This window comes from Streptomyces sp. NPDC002573, from assembly GCF_042889625.1.
Taxonomy (GTDB): Bacteria; Actinomycetota; Actinomycetes; order Streptomycetales; family Streptomycetaceae; genus Streptomyces; species Streptomyces gibsoniae.
The window spans coordinates 1-17,261 of the sequence record NZ_JBIARC010000051.1; the positions used below are offsets into that span (position 1 = coordinate 1).

General features: G+C 70.7%; 20 protein-coding genes. 3 read left to right on the plus strand and 17 right to left on the minus strand.

Translation table 11 applies throughout. The features are described from left to right. Positions 1–513 (plus strand): transposase (locus tag ACFYX0_RS34255; protein ID WP_388976309.1); only part of this gene is annotated, 513 nt, incomplete at its 5' end. Here the strand turns inward: ACFYX0_RS34255 and ACFYX0_RS34260 are convergent. Next, on the minus strand, positions 514–1,668 hold the full coding sequence (locus tag ACFYX0_RS34260) for a hypothetical protein (RefSeq protein ID WP_388976312.1): 1,155 nt from the start codon (positions 1,666–1,668) through the stop codon (positions 514–516). A 119-nt stretch (positions 1,669–1,787) separates the two neighbouring features. Further along, a complete protein-coding gene (locus tag ACFYX0_RS34265; protein ID WP_388976315.1) occupies positions 1,788–2,249 on the minus strand; it encodes an RRQRL motif-containing zinc-binding protein in 462 nt (153 codons plus the stop codon). Positions 2,250–3,244: 995 nt separating this feature from the next. Between ACFYX0_RS34265 and ACFYX0_RS34270 the strand changes: the two genes are divergently transcribed. Further along, complete coding sequence (locus ACFYX0_RS34270) at positions 3,245–4,489, plus strand: IS110 family transposase (protein ID WP_388976318.1); 1,245 nt, start codon at positions 3,245–3,247, stop codon at positions 4,487–4,489. A 6-nt stretch (positions 4,490–4,495) separates the two neighbouring features. On the opposite strand, the gene ACFYX0_RS34275 is transcribed toward ACFYX0_RS34270, so the two are convergent. The 3 genes from ACFYX0_RS34275 to ACFYX0_RS34285 form a co-directional block, all read right to left on the minus strand. Beyond that, positions 4,496–4,954: a hypothetical protein gene (locus ACFYX0_RS34275; protein WP_388976321.1), complete on the minus strand. Its 459-nt coding sequence runs from the start codon at positions 4,952–4,954 to the stop codon at positions 4,496–4,498. Positions 4,955–5,159: 205 nt separating this feature from the next. Then, positions 5,160–5,414, minus strand: coding sequence for a hypothetical protein (locus tag ACFYX0_RS34280; protein WP_388976324.1), 255 nt, complete (start codon positions 5,412–5,414; stop codon positions 5,160–5,162). A 143-nt stretch (positions 5,415–5,557) separates the two neighbouring features. Further along, on the minus strand, positions 5,558–6,316 hold the full coding sequence (locus tag ACFYX0_RS34285; protein WP_388976326.1) for a hypothetical protein: 759 nt from the start codon (positions 6,314–6,316) through the stop codon (positions 5,558–5,560). Between the two features lie 118 nt (positions 6,317–6,434). Here ACFYX0_RS34285 and ACFYX0_RS34290 point away from each other — a divergent pair, with 118 nt between their 5' ends. After that, positions 6,435–6,608 (plus strand): hypothetical protein, encoded by a 174-nt coding sequence (locus ACFYX0_RS34290; RefSeq protein WP_388976330.1) that lies wholly within the window; start codon positions 6,435–6,437, stop codon positions 6,606–6,608. A 30-nt stretch (positions 6,609–6,638) separates the two neighbouring features. On the opposite strand, the gene ACFYX0_RS34295 is transcribed toward ACFYX0_RS34290, so the two are convergent. From ACFYX0_RS34295 to ACFYX0_RS34350, 12 genes are all read right to left on the minus strand, one after another. Next, positions 6,639–7,193, minus strand: a complete 555-nt coding sequence (locus tag ACFYX0_RS34295; protein WP_388976332.1) for a hypothetical protein — start codon at positions 7,191–7,193, stop codon at positions 6,639–6,641. Positions 7,194–7,228: 35 nt separating this feature from the next. Further along, the gene (locus ACFYX0_RS34300; RefSeq protein ID WP_388976333.1) at positions 7,229–7,423 is read right to left on the minus strand and encodes a hypothetical protein; all 195 of its coding nucleotides are present in this window, start codon (positions 7,421–7,423) and stop codon (positions 7,229–7,231) included. Positions 7,424–7,529: 106 nt separating this feature from the next. Then, positions 7,530–9,980 (minus strand): DNA translocase FtsK, encoded by a 2,451-nt coding sequence (locus ACFYX0_RS34305; RefSeq protein WP_388976336.1) that lies wholly within the window; start codon positions 9,978–9,980, stop codon positions 7,530–7,532. A gap of 108 nt (positions 9,981–10,088) precedes the next feature. Further along, positions 10,089–10,493, minus strand: a complete 405-nt coding sequence (locus ACFYX0_RS34310) for a hypothetical protein (RefSeq protein ID WP_388976338.1) — start codon at positions 10,491–10,493, stop codon at positions 10,089–10,091. 17 nt (positions 10,494–10,510) lie between these two features. Next, a complete protein-coding gene (locus ACFYX0_RS34315) occupies positions 10,511–12,523 on the minus strand; it encodes a hypothetical protein (RefSeq protein ID WP_388976341.1) in 2,013 nt (670 codons plus the stop codon). Between the two features lie 121 nt (positions 12,524–12,644). Next, positions 12,645–12,866: a hypothetical protein gene (locus ACFYX0_RS34320; RefSeq protein ID WP_388976344.1), complete on the minus strand. Its 222-nt coding sequence runs from the start codon at positions 12,864–12,866 to the stop codon at positions 12,645–12,647. Next, on the minus strand, positions 12,866–13,378 hold the full coding sequence (locus tag ACFYX0_RS34325; protein ID WP_388976347.1) for a hypothetical protein: 513 nt from the start codon (positions 13,376–13,378) through the stop codon (positions 12,866–12,868). Before ACFYX0_RS34325 ends, ACFYX0_RS34320 begins: the two co-directional genes overlap by 1 nt. Before the next feature lie 135 nt (positions 13,379–13,513). Further along, the gene (locus tag ACFYX0_RS34330; protein WP_388976349.1) at positions 13,514–15,229 is read right to left on the minus strand and encodes a DUF2637 domain-containing protein; all 1,716 of its coding nucleotides are present in this window, start codon (positions 15,227–15,229) and stop codon (positions 13,514–13,516) included. A gap of 321 nt (positions 15,230–15,550) precedes the next feature. After that, a complete protein-coding gene (locus ACFYX0_RS34335) occupies positions 15,551–15,742 on the minus strand; it encodes a DUF5999 family protein (RefSeq protein ID WP_388976432.1) in 192 nt (63 codons plus the stop codon). 203 nt (positions 15,743–15,945) lie between these two features. Then, positions 15,946–16,116, minus strand: a complete 171-nt coding sequence (locus tag ACFYX0_RS34340; protein WP_388976351.1) for a hypothetical protein — start codon at positions 16,114–16,116, stop codon at positions 15,946–15,948. 296 nt (positions 16,117–16,412) lie between these two features. After that, the gene (locus tag ACFYX0_RS34345; protein WP_388976354.1) at positions 16,413–16,664 is read right to left on the minus strand and encodes a WhiB family transcriptional regulator; all 252 of its coding nucleotides are present in this window, start codon (positions 16,662–16,664) and stop codon (positions 16,413–16,415) included. Further along, a complete protein-coding gene (locus ACFYX0_RS34350; RefSeq protein ID WP_388976357.1) occupies positions 16,664–17,101 on the minus strand; it encodes a hypothetical protein in 438 nt (145 codons plus the stop codon). The genes ACFYX0_RS34345 and ACFYX0_RS34350 overlap by 1 nt, the downstream gene beginning before the upstream one ends. Positions 17,102–17,261: the final 160 nt, after the last annotated feature.

The following is a 17,261-nucleotide window of genomic DNA, read 5'->3' on the forward strand; positions in this document are numbered from 1 at the left end:
AACCACACCTACGGCCGCGGCGGAGCGGTGGCCTACCTCGCCGCCTACGACGTCCACGCCGCGAAAGTGTTCGGCCGCACCGAGCCCAGGACCGGCATCGACCCGTTCATGAACCTGGTCGCCCAGGTCATGGCCCAGGAGCCGTACGCCAGCGCGAAGCGCGTGTTCTGGATCGTGGACAACGGCTCCTCCCACCGCGGTAAGAAGGCCGCCGACCGGCTGACCGCAGCCTTCCCCAACGCGGTCATGGTCCACACCCCGGTCCACGCTTCGTGGTTGAACCAGGTGGAGATCTACTTCTCCGTCGTCCAGCGCAAGGTCGTCTCGCCCAACGACTTCACCGACCTGACCGAGGTCGGGAACCGACTCCGAGCCTTCGAAGACCGCTACAACGCCACGGCACAGCCGTTCCAGTGGAAGTTCACCACTTCCGACCTGGACGATCTGCTGGCCAGGATCGACCGGCACACCACCGATCACCAGGAAGAATCCTCCGCCGGGCCAGCCACATGATCAACCCCCGAAGGACTTCCGGACCGGACCACTAAGCTGCTGGAAGCCGCTTCCCTGCTGGTCCCCGAAGAGATCGCGACCGAGAACGACATCACGATCAACGATGTCTGGGACTACCTCACGCACGATGAGTGGGAGGTGGCTCTCGGACTGCTGGAGGAACTTGGCGACGTCCAGCCGCTTCCGCTCAGCTTCTGGGTGACTCTCGCCACGGCCGCTGAGCAGATGCAGTTGCAGAGCAGCGCAGCCTGGTGTCACTGGCGCTGCTATGAAGTCCGCAACGGGATCATCCGAGCTGATCTCTCCCTCCGGTCGGCCAGCGAGAGCCGACGGCAGACTCCCTTTTCCGGCGCCGGCGTTCTCCGGCCGATGTGGAACATCGGGAACCGCACCGCGACCGGGGAGCCAACCCTCAACATCGCAGCCCTCTGGGTCGAGTTCACCCCCTTCCTGGGGCCTGGCGAGCGGTCCTCGGTGCGACTTGCGCCTCTCGACCCCTCGCAGTGGCGGCACCTCCTGCCTGGCCAAACGATCGCCATGCACGAAGACCAGACCGTCGCTGGCACGGCAGTCGTCCTGGAAGTCCACGCACCTACGACCACGTCCACCACATAGAACCGGCTCAGCATCCCTGTAGTTGGTGCAGAGAACGTCCAGCTCCATCCACGCGCTGCCCGGCCCGGTGAGTTCCGAGGTGGCCTTGCCGTCGTCGTCGACGCGGGCGGCCTTGCAGTGCTCGATGTAGCCGGTCTTGCCGGTCTTTTTCGCCAGCCACAGCAGAGCGGCGCCTCGGTCGATCGCGGCGTGCGTGGAGGCGTTGACGGCCGCGCCGGCGAGCAGCGCGGTGGGGGTGACGCGGTAGCCGAAAGTCCGGGTGACCGCGATGGTCGCCCCGAGCTGCACGGCGGTGTAGGACGCGACGTGGCAGGCCACCGCACGCCTGCCGAGCGCGCTGGTAGTCATGGTCGGGCGAGTGGAGGCCCGGTCGGCGGGCGTGCCGTCGGCGTGGACCAGGTCCTCGCCGTACAGCCGCTTGCGCATAGCCGTCTTCGACCCCTGCACCCAGTGGTCACACAAAGGATGCAGCTCGCCGAAGGTCGCCAGCAGGGTGCCGAAGAGGGCCAGGCGTTCGGTGGTCAGGGGCAGACGGGGCATGCTGGATGTCTCCTGATCTCGAAGGGGTGAAGGAGTGGGCGGCCGGCCCTTTGCCGGTGCTGCGGCCGCCCGGATATGCGGACCCCGTCCCGGCCCATGTCGCTGGGACGGGGTTCGGCTCACGCGGCCAGCCGGTGCGTGCTGGAGGCCGGGGGAGCCATGTAGCTGTTGGGGTCCACGGGAGTGCCGTCGAAGCACTCCAGGCAGCACCCGAGCTTCTTCGAGAGGCAGATATAAAACCGCCTCCCGCATTCGCCACAGGTCTGCCGGGCTGACATCGCCTGGTCCAAGGCTCGTTCCTGAGCGAGCGTCGGAACGCGCTTGGGCTTCGCCAGGCCGACGCGGAGCAGGAAGCCTCGGGTGGGGTGGGTGCACGACCACTGCGGCCGGGTGGCGCACAGCTTGCAGCGCAGGATCGCTACCGGCTCCTTGTTGTCACCGGGGCTGAGGCCCATGTCCCGTAACTGGCGTCTGGTGACCAAGCCTTCGGGGACAGCGCTGCGGTCAAACTCGGGCAGGAGTGCGTCGCTGCGCGGCACCCGGTTCACCTCACGGCGGCGCTTCTTCCTTGGGCGCGGCATCACTTGCTCCAGACGCCGGTCAGGCGGTCGGGGCGGTGCGGGTAGCGGGGGCCGGGCCGCTGTGGGCGGGGCCGGCCGATCCGGCGGCGCGGGCGGGGGATGAGCACGGGCGATCTCCTCCGGTCGTCGGTGGACAGCGCTGCGCCCCGCCGACGTTGTGCTGGTGTCGGCGGGGCGCGGCGGGTGGTGCGGCTTGGTTATGCGGCGAGGCCGTGGGCCGTGCGGTGCTCACCGGGCGCGGTCGGTGCGGGCGTGGTGTGGCCCGGCAGGGGGTGGTCCGGCTGCTGGGGGGGGCGCCGTGCAGGTGGGTGCCGACCAGGTAGCCGATCAGCAGCCCGGTGACGCCGAAGACCTTGTGGCGGTTGGCTTTCCACCAGGTCGGTGCCGGGGGCTCGGTGAGCATTCCTAATCCGTAGTCAAGGGCGTCCCGATGGAGCGGAAGCTTCTGGGGATGTTCGAGTAGAGGGCTGCGATGCCTACGGCGAACCGGGTCTGCTGAGACCTCCGCATAGAGCGGGCGCGCGGTCCTCGTACTCATGGTGGTGGCAGCTGCGCGGGCGCCGGACGTATGCCTTTGAGCACGCCGGCCCGACGTACGCCTAGTCATAGAGAGGCAGCATCCGGCGTCTCCGCAGTTGCCACCACTGGATCCTCTGGGTGGCGTGGGAACTGCGCGGGTGCCGAACGGACGTCTCTACCTACCCAGCCTGGGGGGACCTTCCGGCACGCGATGCCTCCCGAGAGTTCGGCGCCGTCCGGCGCCGCCGGGTGGCAGCACCCGCCTGAAGATCATTCGTTGGTGTTGGTGGTGCGAGCCCGCTCCACGGTGACCTCTTGTGAAGCCCGAGCCATACGAGCTCCTGCAGAGACCGAGGCCCGTGGGACGAGCTGGTGCCACGAACGGCTACTGAGGTGGCGGACCGGCCGCAGGGCCGAGTCCTGGGATTAGGTCGCTGCGTGGCCCGCATGAGCTCGTGACCAGCGGGGACAGCACGATGGAGGGGAATGACTTGATCTACTGCGGTATCGACTGGGCCGAACGCACGCACGACGTCGCCCTGGTCGACGACAGCGGTCAGTTACTGGCCAAGCGGCACATCACCGACGACGCGGCCGGCTACAAGATCCTGCTGGACCTGCTCGCCGAATACGGCGACACCGAGGAGAACCCGATCCCAGTCGCGATCGAGACCGCCCGCGGCCTGGTCGTCGCCGTGCTGCGGACGGGCAAGAGGCCGGTGTTCGCAATCAACCCGATGGCCGCCGCCCGCTACCGAGACCGGCACTCCGTGTCCCGCAAGAAGTCCGACCCCGGAGACGCTCTGGTCCTGGCCAATATCCTGCGCACCGACATGCATGCCCACCGGCCGCTGCCTCAGGACAGCGACCTGGCCCGCGCGGTCGCCGTCCTTGCCAGGGCTCAGCAGGACGCGACGTGGAACCGGCAGCAGATCTCCAACCAGCTCCGGTCGCTGCTGCGGGAGTACTACCCGTCCGCGCTGGCCGCCTTCGAGTCCTGGAAGAACGGTCTGTGCCGCCGGGAGGCGCACGAACTCCTCAAGGCGGCTCCGACACCGACGCGGGCCTCGCGGCTGACACGCACGCAGTTGCAGGCCGCACTCAAGCGCGCCGGTCGCCAACGTGGCATCGAAGCCGAGGCCGAACGGCTCCGGGAGATCTTCCGCGCCGACTGGGCGCACCAGCCATCGCTGGTGGAGGACGCGCTCGGCAAGCAGATGCTCGCGCTCCTGGTCCAGCTGGAGGCCGCCTGCACCGCCGCCGACGATCTGGCCGAGGCGGTGGAGGAAGCTTTCCCTCAGCACCCGGACGCTGAGATCATCCTCAGCTTCCCCGGACTCGGCATCCAGCTCGGTGCCCGGGTGCTCGCCGAGATCGGAGACGACCGCAACCGGTTCGCCGACGCCCGCGGCCTGAAGGCATACGCCGGCGCCTCACCCATCACCCGGGCCTCCGGCAAGAAGTCGAGCATCACCCGCCGGTGGGTGAAGAACGACCGCCTCAACCACGCCGGCTACCTCTGGGCCTTCTCCGCCATCACTGCCTCACCCGGCGCCAAGTCCCACTACCGGCGTCGCCGTGACCAGGGCGACTGGCACGCCTCAGCCCAGCGCAACCTCTTCAACCGCATGATCGGGCAGCTCTACCACTGCCTCCAGCGCGGACAGTGCTACGACGAGGGCGTCGCCTTCCCTGCGGCAGCCGAGGCTCTCGCGGCATGAGATCCCTCAGCCGCCGACTGCGCGGAACCAGTGCTCCTGGATGACGGCCTGCTTCCGCTCAAGCTCCGCATCCGTCCTCCGGTTGGTGAAGGTCCCCGGAATCGTGAGGGAACGCCCACGAACCCTGACGACCCGCAGGTCCCACCAGGTTCCGCTTCGCGACACTCGCTGCCGCTTCTCGATACCGGCGACCTCACTCCAGCGGATCGAGCGCTTGCTGACAAAGGTGCGGAACTCCACCCCCGTCGCGGTCAGAAGCACCCGACCATAGATCGAGTTGATCATGCTGAAGACCATGGCCACGAAGAAGACCCCGAAGCCACCGATCAACCACCAACGGTCAGGTGCAGGCGTGGTCAGGCCCGCCGCCACCGTCACACCTGCGAGCGCCAGCATCATGATGCCGGTCCGCCACCAGTACCTCTGCCGATCAGCAGAGCTGAAGCCGATCCACACATCGGGCATGTCCAGGATGCTATCGCCGCACTCTCGAACAACGACCGCCCCGGCTTGACGAGTTAGACGCCTGAGGTGTCTATGACGGTCGGGGCTTTCGCCAAGACGGGGTCTCCTTCTCGCTCGCGGTTGGAGTGGTGCGTGCGGCCGGGCGGCCTGCCTGGCCCTCGCCGACCCCAGAGCAGGGCGGGCGAGGGCCAGGCAGAGCGTCAGGTCAGCGGGCGATGCGGAGGCGGCGGGCGACCCACGACCGCAACCGGTCGAAGCGGGTTGGGTGGGTGTGCCGCCAGGCGGTGGGGAACACGTCGTACTCGGTAGGGAAGGAGCGGGACGCGCCGCACGTACACGTCCAGTCGTACGGCTCGGGGCGCGTGTCGTCGCGGGTCGCGGTGACCTTGGCCTGGGTGCCGTCGTGGCTCCCGTGGAAGGTGCCGACCCAGCACTCGGTCTCCTGCAGCTGCGGCTTCATCGGATTCCCCTTCGGTGCTCGGTAGTGGTGCTGGATGGGGACGGAGCGTGGGTCAGCGCTGGAGCGGGTGGATGTTGGCGGGACCGAGGTCCTCGCCCACCGCGCCGGATGCGGGGTGGGCGAGGACCAGGCGGAGCGTCCGGTCAGTCACGGAACGGGCAGCCGGTGTGCCGGTGCTGTTCGGTGGGCGGGGCCGGGGGCTGCACCGGGACGTGGATCTCGGGCCGGACGGTGACCTTCGCCGGACGCCCGGCGACGACCCGGCGGCGCAGGGTCAGGCCGCGCATCGCGAACGCCGACAGGAACGTCCAGGCGAGGACGGCGAGCCCGGCAGCGACGGGGCGGCTGGTGTTCGGGGTGACTGTCCAGACCATCCAGACCGTGGCCGCGCCGTGTCCGGTCCACATTGCGCGCACCCCGTTGTTGCGGGAGAGGTAGCCGAGGACCAGGCCGACGATGCCGGTGAGCAGCCACAGCGTGTAGACGGTGGAGCCTGCGACCGGGAGGCCGGCCGTGTGTTGCGCGATGTACGTGCGCACCGGCTGGTCGACGACGGCGAACACCTCGGTGGAGGTGTCGACGCCGACCTGCACCTTGGGGACGGCGGTGAGGAGCTGGTGCAGCGTCTGGAGGACGGCTTCGCCGGCGGCCTTGGCCATCAGTGCGACGAAGGAGACTCCGGCCACCATCAGTACGGCGCGGAGCCAGGGCGCCATGTCCCGGAAGCCGTCCTCGGGGGCGCTGAGGATGTCCTGCCACATCTCGTGCAGGACGCCGTCCTCCTCCCAGGCTTCCTTCCACCAGGTGCGCAGCCGGGGGAACCGCGGCTCCTTGGGCGGCGCCTTCGGGAAGGGCACCGGGAGGTGGGCGTGCTCCTGGCCGGCGTTGTCGTTGGACTGCACGGGGCAACTCCTTGGTGTCGATGCGGTGTTCGCGGGGCGTGCGAGTGGGCCAAGCTGTGAGCGACGGGGCCTGGAGAGAGGGGAGAGGGCTGCGATGGGGTGGTTCAGCAGCGATTCGGTGCGTGTCGATTCCGTCATGGACATCGACGGCTTCACGTGGCGCACGACGTACGACGACGCGGGGCGGGTCCTCACCGAGGTGCCGGTGGTTGTGGACCGGGCGATCGTGGGCGGCGTGGTGTATCCGGCGTACGTGGATGACGCCGGGTATCTGATCGTGGAGCTGGACTGACGCTGTCGGCTGTCGGCTGTCGGCTGTCGGCTACAGGCTGCGGGCGTCGGCGAGGCGGGCGGCGCGGTCGACCATGCGGATGGGGACGCGGCCGTTTGCCCAGGCGTCGTTGAAGCCGGGGACGGAGTCGACGTCGGCGCCGAACTCGCGGCGGATCGCGTCCAGGAGCGCAGCCACGGCGTCGGTCTCCAGGCCGCGGTTGCCTCCCGCTTCGGCTCGGATGGCTCCGAGCATGCAGCGGGCACCGTCCTCGTCGACCAAGGCGTCCTTGCACCAGCCGCCGCTGATCAGGCGGTGGTGGGCGCGCTGCAGGAGCGCGGCCACGGGCGTCGGGTACAGGTCCGCCAGCGGGGCGGGTTCGGTGTCGACGGGGACCGTGACGATGTCGGCGAGGTCGACGGGGTCGGTGTGGATGTGGGCGGTGCGTACCTCGTATGCGACGGCCGCGACGTCCAACTGGACCGCCATGGCCGCGTCGATGGCGGCGAGCCGGGCGTCCAGGCTGAGCGTCGTGTCTGCTCGCGCCGCCGGCTGGTCGGCGGCGGGAGCAGACTGGTGCCGGGCCGGGGCGGGAGTGGTGGACACGACGGTCTCCAGGAGAGGTTGGCCGGCGGGACGGGTCAGAAGGGGATCGCGGTGAGGGCGCCGGCGGCGGAGCGGACGGCGGCGCTGATGGCCGGCGCGATGTTCGTGGACGCCAGGAAGAACCCGAACAGGGCGCAGGCGAGGGCTGATCCGAACCGGACGTAGCCGCTGCGCATCAGGGCGATGACCACGATGAGCATGAGCACGGCGAGCGGGATGGAGACGCTCATGGGAACCTTCCGATGGAGTGAGAAACCCCGCCCGGATAGGCGAGGCGTGTGATCGCGTGCGGTGCCCGCGGCTGTTGGCCGGCGGGCGCCGCACGTTGAGGCGGGGTTAGCTGTCGGCGCTGACGGTGAGGTCGGCGCGCAGCTCACGCAGGACGTCGTCTTCGGCACCGACCGGCACCAGGACCTCGCGGGCCTTGCTGCCGTCGGCTGCGCCGACCAGGCCGCGGGCCTCAAGCGCGTCAAGGAGAGTGGCGGCGAGCGCGAAGCCGACCCGCAGCTTGCGCTGGAGCATGGACTGCGAGGCGAAGCGGGTGGTGACCACGAGGTCGGCGGCCATCACCAGCAGCTCCGGGTCGACCCCCTCCGGCAGCTGCCGACCGTCGCCGTCATCGGGCACGGCGCTGGCGGCGGCTGTGGGGGAGGCCGAGGCGTAGACGCCGTGGTCGACCTGGAGCAGGCGGCCGTCGGCGACGAGGTCGCTCAGGGCGTTGCGGACGGTGCCGGCAGCGGCGTCGACCAGGCCTCGGATCTCCTTGGCGGTCATCTGCCCCTCGACGACGTCGAGGATCTGCTCCTTGACGGTGGTCTTCTTCACCTTGGCCACCGGGGGCGGCGTGAAGGAGCCGATGCCCGCCTCCATGCCGCCGTAGCCGCCGGCCATGCTGTCGTCGTCCTCCTTGCCGGTGGGGGGCGGCATGGTCCAGTCGTGCCTCAGACCCAGCGTGGTCAGGGCCTCGATCTCCCGGTCAGTGAGGGTGTTGATGGTCCCGCCCTCCGGGAAGATCGCGCCCAGCCCATCAGGGGAGCCGTCCTTGGGCAAATGCACATACAGGGTGCGCATCATGGTCGCTTCGGAGCCGGTCACCGTGTGGCCGACGCCCTGGGTCGTCTCGCCGGGGGCGTCGGTGATGGTGCCGTTCATGCGGTCCAGCAGCGAGGTGGCCGCGTTGAACCGGTCGGGGATCTCCGCCAGGTCGATATCGCCGGCGAGGCCTCCGGTGGCCTGTCGGGCGGCGATGCCGCCGGAGGCGCTGGCGATGCGCAGCACCACGCCGATGCCGCCTTGCACCTGGTCGCGCAGCGATGACTGGCCGCCGAGCTTGGCCAGGTTCAGGGACTGTCCGGCGAACACGATGCCGATGCCGAACTTGCGGCCCTCGCGGGCCAGGACGTCCGTCATCTCTGCGATGTCGTCGCCGAGCAGGTCGTCCCCGACCAGTGAGTTGAACTCGTCGAGGACCAGGACCAGGCCGGGGTAGGGGGAATGGGCGGAGAAGTCGTGCCCGGCTTCGGCGTTGATCTGGCCGCGGATGTCCATCAGGGCGATCGCGGCCTTGAGCATCCACCAGGTGAAGACCGGGCCGGCGCCCTGGCGGTCGATGTGACGGCCGACCGCGGACATCTGCGCGTCGGGCCGTGCGGAGGTCACCCAGTTCGTCAGGCCGGCCAGCGCCCACGCCGCGCACATCAGCGCCAGCGCCACGGTCTTGCCGGAGCCGGTGACCCCGACCAGGAAGCCATGCAGGGTGCCGGCCGCGGACTGCATGTGGACCTTGGCGTCGCTGCCGTCGTGGGCGGTGCCGATGGTGTAGCGGCCGTAGGCGTCCAGCGTGAGCAGTTCACGGGTGGCGCGGCGGGCGCTCTTGAGCGGGGCCGTCTCGTACAGGGTCACGAGTGCCTCGGAGCCGCGGGCCTCGACGACGAGCCGCAGTTCTTCGGGCTTGACGCCGAACGCGGAGCACATCTGCGCGGGGTTGACGCGGATGACCTCGCCCGGTTCGACCTCGGCGAGGACCATGCCCCGGGCCGGGAGGTCGCCCTGTGCGGGGAACGACTTGACGGCCGTGATGCGGCTGCCGGGAGCGGCGCCGCCGGGCCGGGCGACACGCTGCGCCCACATGTCCTCAATGTCCTCGCTCTGGCGGCGGGTCGGCGTGACGGACAGGCGCATGCGGCCCGGGCCGTGGCCGGACTTGTCGGTGAGCAGGACACTGCCGGTGGGCACACCGAACGCGGCGGCGATGTCGGTGTCGCTCAGCCGCGGCACCGGCTTGCCGGCCGGAGCGACGACGTCGCACTCGAAGTCGGGATGCTGGGCGGAGATCGTCTGCTCGATGCTCTCCAGCCAGGTGCCGGGCGCCACTTCGGATTCGTCCCACAGCCGCATGACCAGGCCCCGGAACCCGTGCGGGTAGGCGGCCGCGATGTCGGCGGGCGGCGTCCAGGTCGAGCGGGTGATGGGGAGCGCGGCGGACATGCCCACGCCCCACAGGCCGGCCAGGACCGGCTCCCACCAGGGGCGACCCGGGACGATGGCGTTGGCCGCGTAGACGGCGCCGCCCGTGATCGGCCCGAGCATGCGCTGCGCGGAGCGCAGGGTGCGGCGGAAGTCGCGGGTCTTCGTCTTGCGGTAGAGCCACCACGTGCTGCCACCGCTGATCGCGAGAGCGGTGAGATGGGCGGGAACGGCGTTCATGGAGGGGACGTAGGCGAGAGCAGCGGCGGATGCCCCGTAGGCGGCCATCTCGACTTTCGCCCGCGTGGGCATCTGGCGCATCACAGCGGATCAGTTCCTTCCTGCATCAAAAGGGGTGGGGAACGCGTCCGGGGCCGCACCTTCAGCAGGTGCGGCCCCGGACAGGCGGGCCGGAAAAAGGGGGTGTGGTCAGGGCAGCTGGTAGAAGCCGGGACGTGCCTGACGGGCGCGGGAGGCCGTGGCGGCGGCGTGGATGCCGCCGTACTCGGCCTGGTGCTGGGTCTTGAGGTGGCTGGCGGCCTGGTGCATCAAGTCGGCGGCGGCGAGTAGCTGCTTGCAGCCGCCGACGGTCCGGCCGAAGGCCTCCCCGATGTCGGCGAGGGCCGCGACGTGGGTCGGGTCGACGTCGGCGCTGGCGCACAGGTCGGCGACCGTAACGGCCGCATCGGCGTTGCGGCGCATGCGCTGCGCGACCAGCTCGGCCTCTTCCATCAGCCCGGCCGCTGCCTTCTGCAGGGCGGTGAACTTGGTGACGAGCGCGATGTAGCCGTTGTTGGCGCCGTCTGCGCCGATAGCGGGCGCGGGGTGCCCCATGAAGACCTCCTGCGTGGTCAGTTCTCGTTGTGGATGCGGGCACTGGGCGCGGCGACGCCGGCGTCGATGTAGGCGGCCTGCATGGGCCGGTGGTCGCGGGCCATCGCCTGCTCTTCGGCCTCGGAGAGTTCCGCGGCCGTCAGGCAGGCCTTCGCCATGCGCTCGGCCTGCACGATCAGGGTGCCGACGCTTTCCATCAGCGCCGCCACGGCCCGCATCGTCTTGGCGCCGTTGACGTTGTGGTTCTCGGCCAGGTCGTGCGCCATCGTCTCCAGCTCGCCCAGCAGGCGCCGGGCATGCCGTGCGAGCTCCGCGCACTCGTCGTGGGTCTCCATCCCGGCCGTGGTCAGCACGGTGAGGGCCTTGAGGACGTCGTCCAGGCGGATGTCGGTGGCGTGCCGGGCGGACATGCCGCCGGAGGCCGGCACCGTCGCCGTCACGGGTGCCGGGGCGCCGGGGCGTGGGGAGGCCGCGGGCATAGGGATGGGGTCCTTTCTGCGGGTGGTGCCGGGCCGTTGCCCGCCGGGGCGCTGCGGGGCCCGCGGCAGCACGGGCGTGGCCTGGCGCGGCAGCTGCTGCCGCCCTGTGGTGATGGCGTCGGGCTCCCAGCGCTTGGCGTGCGCGCCGGGCGGGTCCATCTGCTCGTAGGTGATGGTCACGCCGGAGTCGTCGTCGGCGTCGAACGCTGACGACCGCGGCCCGGCCCCCGGGCCGGCGGAGCCGGAGGGGTTCTTCGGTTTCCGCTTCCGGCCGGATCCGGCGCGGCGGGAGCTGCCGGGGGCTTTCGGCTCGCGGGGCGGAGGTGTGCGGCGGGGGCCGCCGCGGGCCTTCCAGCCCTCGCGGCGTTTCTCCCACCGCGCACGGAAAGCGCTGTAGGCGGCGTCCTTGAGCTTGATCCGCTCCCCGTCACCGGGTGGCGTCCAGTCCCCGGCGTTCGTGTCCGGCTTGCCGTTGACGTTGCCGCTCTTGCCGCCCTTACCGCCGGTCGCCGAACCACCGGAGTCGTCGCCCTGGCGTTTCTTCCAGCGGTCCTTGGCCCGGGAACCGACCTGGTCCCAGAACGTCGGCCCGGTCTTCTGCTTCCTGACGGTGTCACGGATCCGGGCCGCCGTATCCGCAGACCCGGAGCCGATGCCCTTGCCGGTGCGCTTCCTTCCGTGCAGCCAGTCGGAGACTGCCTGACGCGGCGAGCGCCGCCCGCCCGGCCCTCCGGCGCCACCGGTGCTGCCGTTGTTCCGGCCGTCGGCGCCGCCCGTACCGGCCCGGGTGTTGCCGCCGCCCAGGCCCCCACGGCTGCCGCCACCCGAACCGCCGCGGCTGCCGGCACCACTTCCCCAGCCGCCGCGCGATGTGGAGCCGCTGTTCTGGCCGTTGCCGCTCCGGCCTCCAAACGTTCCGCCAGGCCCGGAGCGCCCGCCACCCCGTCCCGAACCGCTCCCGGAACCGCTATAAGGCCCTGTGCCGTCCCTTCGGGGGCCCCCCGGAACATGGCCGCCACCAAGACGTCCCTGCCCGCCAGAGCCCCGCCCCAGGGCACCCCTGCCGTACTCGTGGCTGGAGGGAATCCGGCGCTGCGACCTGGCGCGCTGCGCGTCGGCTTCCGCGCCCATCCGGTGGGCGTCCGCACCGGCTTTCGCGGCCAGCAACTCCAGCTCCCGCTGGTGCCTGGCGGCCTCGGCCCGGCGCGGCCCGGACTCCTGGATCCAGGAGTGCAGGCCCTCGAACGCGGCGAGCGCGATCGCGAGGATCGCGGCCAGGGACAGTGCCCCCGCCCGCGGCGGACCCGCATCCGGCGATGGCGTCTGCCCGTTCAGCGGCTCGCTGCGCAGCGTGGCCGGCACCGCGCCGGAAGCACGCGGCGCACGGGGCACGTCGGGGGCGTCGAAGGCGGAAATTCGAACATGCCCGCCGCCCGGCTCGGCATCGCCGCCAGCGCCGTCCAGGTCCGGCCGGGGCGGGACGGGCGGGGGCGGCGGGGAGCCGATCCGGGGCAGCCGGCGCACGTTGTCCGGGGTGTCGTCGTCGGACACGTGCCCTCCTCTCGTGGTGACTGCCGGTGAGCGGAGGGGGCCGCCTCGCACGCGTACGCGTACGCGTGGTTGGAACCCCCGTCAACCCGTATTCCGGCGGTGATGATGATGACGATGACGATTACTGACAGTGATTCCGGTAGAGGCGTTCCAGCTCCGCCGACAGCTCGTTGAACGTCCTATGGTCGCCGGTACGGCCCACCTTCTGGATCGCGGAGACCTTCACCAGGTCCAGCCAGACCCGGAAGAACTCCTCAGGCCCACGCGACGGGTGCGCGCGGGCCTGTTCGAACCGGGAGTTCCAGTGCGCCGCCTTCTTCGGCGACATAGACGGCTGCGTCATCAAGCACCCCGCCGCTGCTGACCGTTCGGGCCGAAGAAGTCACCCAGCAGCTTCGGCTGCCCGGCCGGCCCGCCGTCACTGTCGGCGGGCGCGAGCCGCTGCAGGGCCTGCTGCGCGGAGTTGTGGGCGGATACCCCCAACTGCTGCTTGCGCTGGGCCTTCTTCAACGCCTTGTCCTCCCGGCGCTTGAGCACCACCTCAGGCTGGGTCTCCTCATAGGCGGCGACCGTGCCGTTGATGGCCCTCGCGGCCTGCCGCATGGCCCTCGCGGCCTGCCGCAACGGCTTGACCCGCTTGCGGGCCCGGTGCGCAGCCGAAATACCCCAGGGCAGGTCACCGTCCAGACGACGGGCCTTGAGGTCGGCCTGAACGGCGTCGGCGAGCGCGTCGTAGGTCTGCGCGTCGTTGAGCAGGGATCCTCGGTGCTGGTCCTGCCAGCCCTCGCGCTGCCCGGGCAGCGCGAGGGACTGCACGCCCGTGCTCACGCGGCTAGCGATGTCTTTGCTGGTCACGGTGGTACTCCTCCTGGTGTGCTGGGGATCTGGCTGGTGTACTTGGGGGGCTGTCGGCTGCCTTCCGGCAGTCGCAGTGAGGGCCAGCCCACTTCCGATGGGCTGGCCCTCACTGGTGTGTGCCGGACAGGTGGATCAGGGGCGGTAGCCGCCGGCGAGCAGCGCGACGGCCTCCTGGCGGTACTTCGAGGCGGTGTCCGTGGACGACACGTCGAATTCCCGCTGAATGTCGGCGATCGAGATCACCCGGCACAGCTCGCGGTGGATTCCATCGGCTTCCAGGCCGACGGTCACCACGCCGGCCGCGAGCGCCATGCGCGCGACCTTGCGGACCGACCGCTCGCGCGGGGAGAGCTTCGCGGCGTCCTCGATTTCGACCGCGCGCCGCTCGAATTCGGCGGCGGCGAGCCGCGTTTCGGCGGCACGGACCTCGGTTTCGGCCTCACGCTCACGGGCGGCCTGCATGTTGGCCCGAGCGGTCGCCGTGCGCTCCTCTTCCTCCGCCGTCAGACGGTCGGCTTCGGCGGCACGGCGACGCGTTTCGGCAGCGGCCCTCACCGTTTCGGCAGCAGCCCGGTCCGCTTCGGCAGCACGGTTGCGAGCCTCCGCGATCTTGGCCGTCTCGATTGCCCGGTCCTCCGCCGCGGCAACCCGGTCAGCCTCCGCCGCGAGCTTCCGCTTCTCGGCTGCCTGACGCTCCAGCTCTGCCGCACTGACGTCCGCGGCGGCCCGCGCCTCGCGCTCCTGGGCCTCCTTGCGCTCGGCTTCGGCCTGCCGGGCCCGGGCCTCAGCGACCAGGGCCGTCTCCATGGCCTGTTCCTCCAGCTCAGCGGCCCGCTCAGCGGCGCTGGCCTGGGCTCGGGCGTGGGCGCGGGCCTGGGCGGTCTTGCCTTCCACCCGGGCGCGGACGGCCTCCAGCTCACCGTCTGCCTCCAGCCGGTCGGCTTCGGCCTTCTTCTGCGCGACCTCCCGGCGCGTCTCCGCGTCCAGGCGCCGGCGCTCGGCTTCCTCCGCCCGCTTCTCCGCCTCGCGTTCCTGCTGCTCAGGCATGGCGAGAGCCTGCGCGACGGTGTAGCCATGGGCGGCCATCTTCATCGGCAGCTTCTCGTCGTCGCTCGCCTTGGACAGATCGCCGTCGTGCTTGCGCTTGAGCCACTGCTCGTAAGCGGTCAGCTCCTGCTGGCGGCGGATCATCTCCGGGTAGGAAGTCACCCCGTGCAACCTCATCCGGCGGTAGAAGCGGGGCGTGGCCACCGGGGCAAGGATCCAGCGGTGCAGCGGGATCCTGTCGGTGGCCGTACCAGCTTCGAGCTGCGCTTTCTGGATGAACAGGCGGCGTGCCGCCTCCACGCCGATCACGAACAGGATCGGCATGACGCCGTGGCTGGCGCTCTTGACCGGGTCGGCGCCGATGTCGCCCTGGGCGCTGGCGTTAAACCAGATCGTGGCGCCGGTCATCCCATGCGCGGCCATACGCAGCACCGGCCACGGGATTCCCCGCAGGATCAGGTACAGGTCCAGCGCCAGGAAGGCGAGGATCGAGGCGTCCACGCCGATCGGGAACCAGCGGGCCAGATCCTCGCCGAAGCCCCAGCTCAAAGCGACTTCAGCGAGGGTGTTGTAGGACGTAGCGAAGCCAATGCCGCCGACCAGCGTTCCGAAGATCGCCGCGACGTAGGGCAGGGCGGCCGTGAAACGGTCCCGCCGGGGCTTGACCGCGTTCCGCTTCTGCGTCTCCGAAACGAACCCGGGCGGCCCCGAAGCGAACTCGAGTGCGTCCGAAACTGCGGCCGGTGTCCGCGAAACAGGGATGTTGTTGGCCGCGTTCCGCGACATGTCGCTGATCGTCATGAGGGCCTCCGGAAGGGGCGGTTCAGGGCGTGATCGAAACGGTGGGGACCGCTCCCGAAACGCGAGCGGCTGCTCCCGAAACGACGGCCTGCGGAGCCGAAACGGGCCCCGAAGGGCCGATGCCTTCCCGGAGCGGGCCGTGCTGAAAGGCCTGCCGCCCGCGGTGCGGGCGGCAGGCCCCAGGTAGTGCTGGGGGGCGGGCTCGAAACTGTCCGTGGCCCCCGCCGGGCGGGAGCGAAAGTAGGACTGTCCGACTCCCCGTCACCACCCGACCCGGTCCGCCGTGGTGATGGCGGCTGGTGCGAGCGGATCAGGCAGCCCTCAGGCCGTGACCGCGAGGGGACGGCGCGGGGCGATGACCCGGCCGTCGGGCAGAAGGTCCCCGGTGTCGTCGAAGACCAGGACGCCGTTGCACAGCAGGCTCCAGCCCTGCTCCGGGTGGGACGCGATGGTGTGCGCGGCCTCTCGGTCCGGGCTGCTGGCGGTCGGGCACTTCGGCGTGTGGGTGCACAGCGAGTCCGGCAGCCGGGTGGTGCCGGTGGTCGCCGCCGTGTCGGGCTGGGTGCTGCTGCGCATGGGTTCTCCTACCGGGGGAAGCCCGAGATGACCTCCCGGGCTGGAGGCGTGTGAAAGGCCGGCCGCCCGTCGTGCAGGCGACCGGCCTGGTCGAACAACGCGGGGCGGGAAGGGAGTTCGACTTGCCTCCCGCCGTGCGGTCAGTCTCGCCGCTGCTTGGCGAGGTAGGCGTCCTGCAGCCGCGTGAAGCTCGCGTACAGCCGCTCGCCGTCGGGACAGTGGGCGGTGTCCGTGCAGCGGGTGCAGGAACGGGTGTGGGCCAGGTATGCGCGGCGTGCAGCCTGGTAGCGCTGGAGCAGGTCGTCAGGCACGCGACCGTCTTTCGTGATCGTGCGGGCGGGGCAGGTGAACATCGGTGACGCGGTACCCGGCCTCCCACGCCGCTACGGCAGTCACCGCGGCGGCGGCCAGGAGCAGGCGGGTAAGCGGGTGTGCGGGACCGACCGAGCGGGCGGCCCGGGCCGCGCGATGATGCGCCGCCCGGGCCGCTTGTATGAGTGACGGATTCAGCAGTGCTGGCACTCCTGGGTGTCGGACCAGCAGCCGCACACCGGGCACTGCCATAGGTGCCGCAGGATCACGGCCAGACGAGTACGCATCAGGCCGCCTACTTCCCCGTCTGGAGCCGGCGGCGGGCGGCGCGGCGCTTCATCGCACGGCGTTCGTCCTCGGACAGGCCACCCCAGACACCGGAGTCCTGACCGGACTCCAGCGCCCACTGAAGGCACTGCTCGATGACCGGGCAGCGACGACAGACCGCCTTGGCTTCCTCGATCTGCACGAGCGCCGGGCCAGTGTTGCCGATGGGGAAGAAGAGCTCGGGGTCTTCCCCGCATACCGCGTCGTGACGCCAGTCCATCAGCGCATCCCCCCAACAGTGACGGTCGCGGCGGCCTTGCCCTCACGGACCAGGTAGTCGGACGTCGTCCACGCGGACCCGATCGCGAACGGCTCCGCACCCGGCCTGAGCACGTCCTTCACGATCAGCGCCCACTGCGCGCACCGGCGCCTCAGCAGAGCACGGGCACGGTCCGGGTCGCGGACCACGACCAGGACCTCGAACGCGCCGTCCACGTTCCGGTAGAGCGCGCCCGGCCTCCGCGGGCCGATCTGAGCGTCGATGACGCGACGCAGTGCCTCGCTCATCATCGGATCGGTGTCCGCGATGGCGGACCGCTGCGGGTGCGGGCGGCCGCCGGCGGGCGCGGGCTGTCGCCCGTCCCGCTCGTGCGGCGTCGGCCGAATCGGTAGCGGGGGCCGCTGTGTGGTGGCAACGGCAGATGTAATGCTGTGCATGCGGGTCGTCCTTTCGCGGAAGGTGACCTGCGACAAGAACCCCCAGGGGGCCAATCCCTGGGGGTTCGTCGCGTACGGGCCCCGCACAGCAGCGGGGCAGTGCGCCCTGCGCACTCCCACACGGCCGCCGCGTTGAGGGACGACGGCCCTGTGAGGCAGC

Coding starts and splice junctions, on each gene's coding strand:
- ACFYX0_RS34260 (WP_388976312.1), bottom strand. CDS start 1,668: ATGCCCCGTCTGCCCCTGACCACCGAACGCCTGGCCCTCTTCGGCACC.
- ACFYX0_RS34265 (WP_388976315.1), bottom strand. CDS start 2,249: ATGCCGCGCCCAAGGAAGAAGCGCCGCCGTGAGGTGAACCGGGTGCCG.
- ACFYX0_RS34270 (WP_388976318.1), top strand. CDS start 3,245: ATGGAGGGGAATGACTTGATCTACTGCGGTATCGACTGGGCCGAACGC.
- ACFYX0_RS34275 (WP_388976321.1), bottom strand. CDS start 4,954: ATGCCCGATGTGTGGATCGGCTTCAGCTCTGCTGATCGGCAGAGGTAC.
- ACFYX0_RS34280 (WP_388976324.1), bottom strand. CDS start 5,414: ATGAAGCCGCAGCTGCAGGAGACCGAGTGCTGGGTCGGCACCTTCCAC.
- ACFYX0_RS34300 (WP_388976333.1), bottom strand. CDS start 7,423: ATGAGCGTCTCCATCCCGCTCGCCGTGCTCATGCTCATCGTGGTCATC.
- ACFYX0_RS34305 (WP_388976336.1), bottom strand. CDS start 9,980: ATGCGCCAGATGCCCACGCGGGCGAAAGTCGAGATGGCCGCCTACGGG.
- ACFYX0_RS34310 (WP_388976338.1), bottom strand. CDS start 10,493: ATGGGGCACCCCGCGCCCGCTATCGGCGCAGACGGCGCCAACAACGGC.
- ACFYX0_RS34320 (WP_388976344.1), bottom strand. CDS start 12,866: ATGACGCAGCCGTCTATGTCGCCGAAGAAGGCGGCGCACTGGAACTCC.
- ACFYX0_RS34330 (WP_388976349.1), bottom strand. CDS start 15,229: ATGACGATCAGCGACATGTCGCGGAACGCGGCCAACAACATCCCTGTT.
- ACFYX0_RS34345 (WP_388976354.1), bottom strand. CDS start 16,664: ATGGACTGGCGTCACGACGCGGTATGCGGGGAAGACCCCGAGCTCTTC.
- ACFYX0_RS34350 (WP_388976357.1), bottom strand. CDS start 17,101: ATGCACAGCATTACATCTGCCGTTGCCACCACACAGCGGCCCCCGCTA.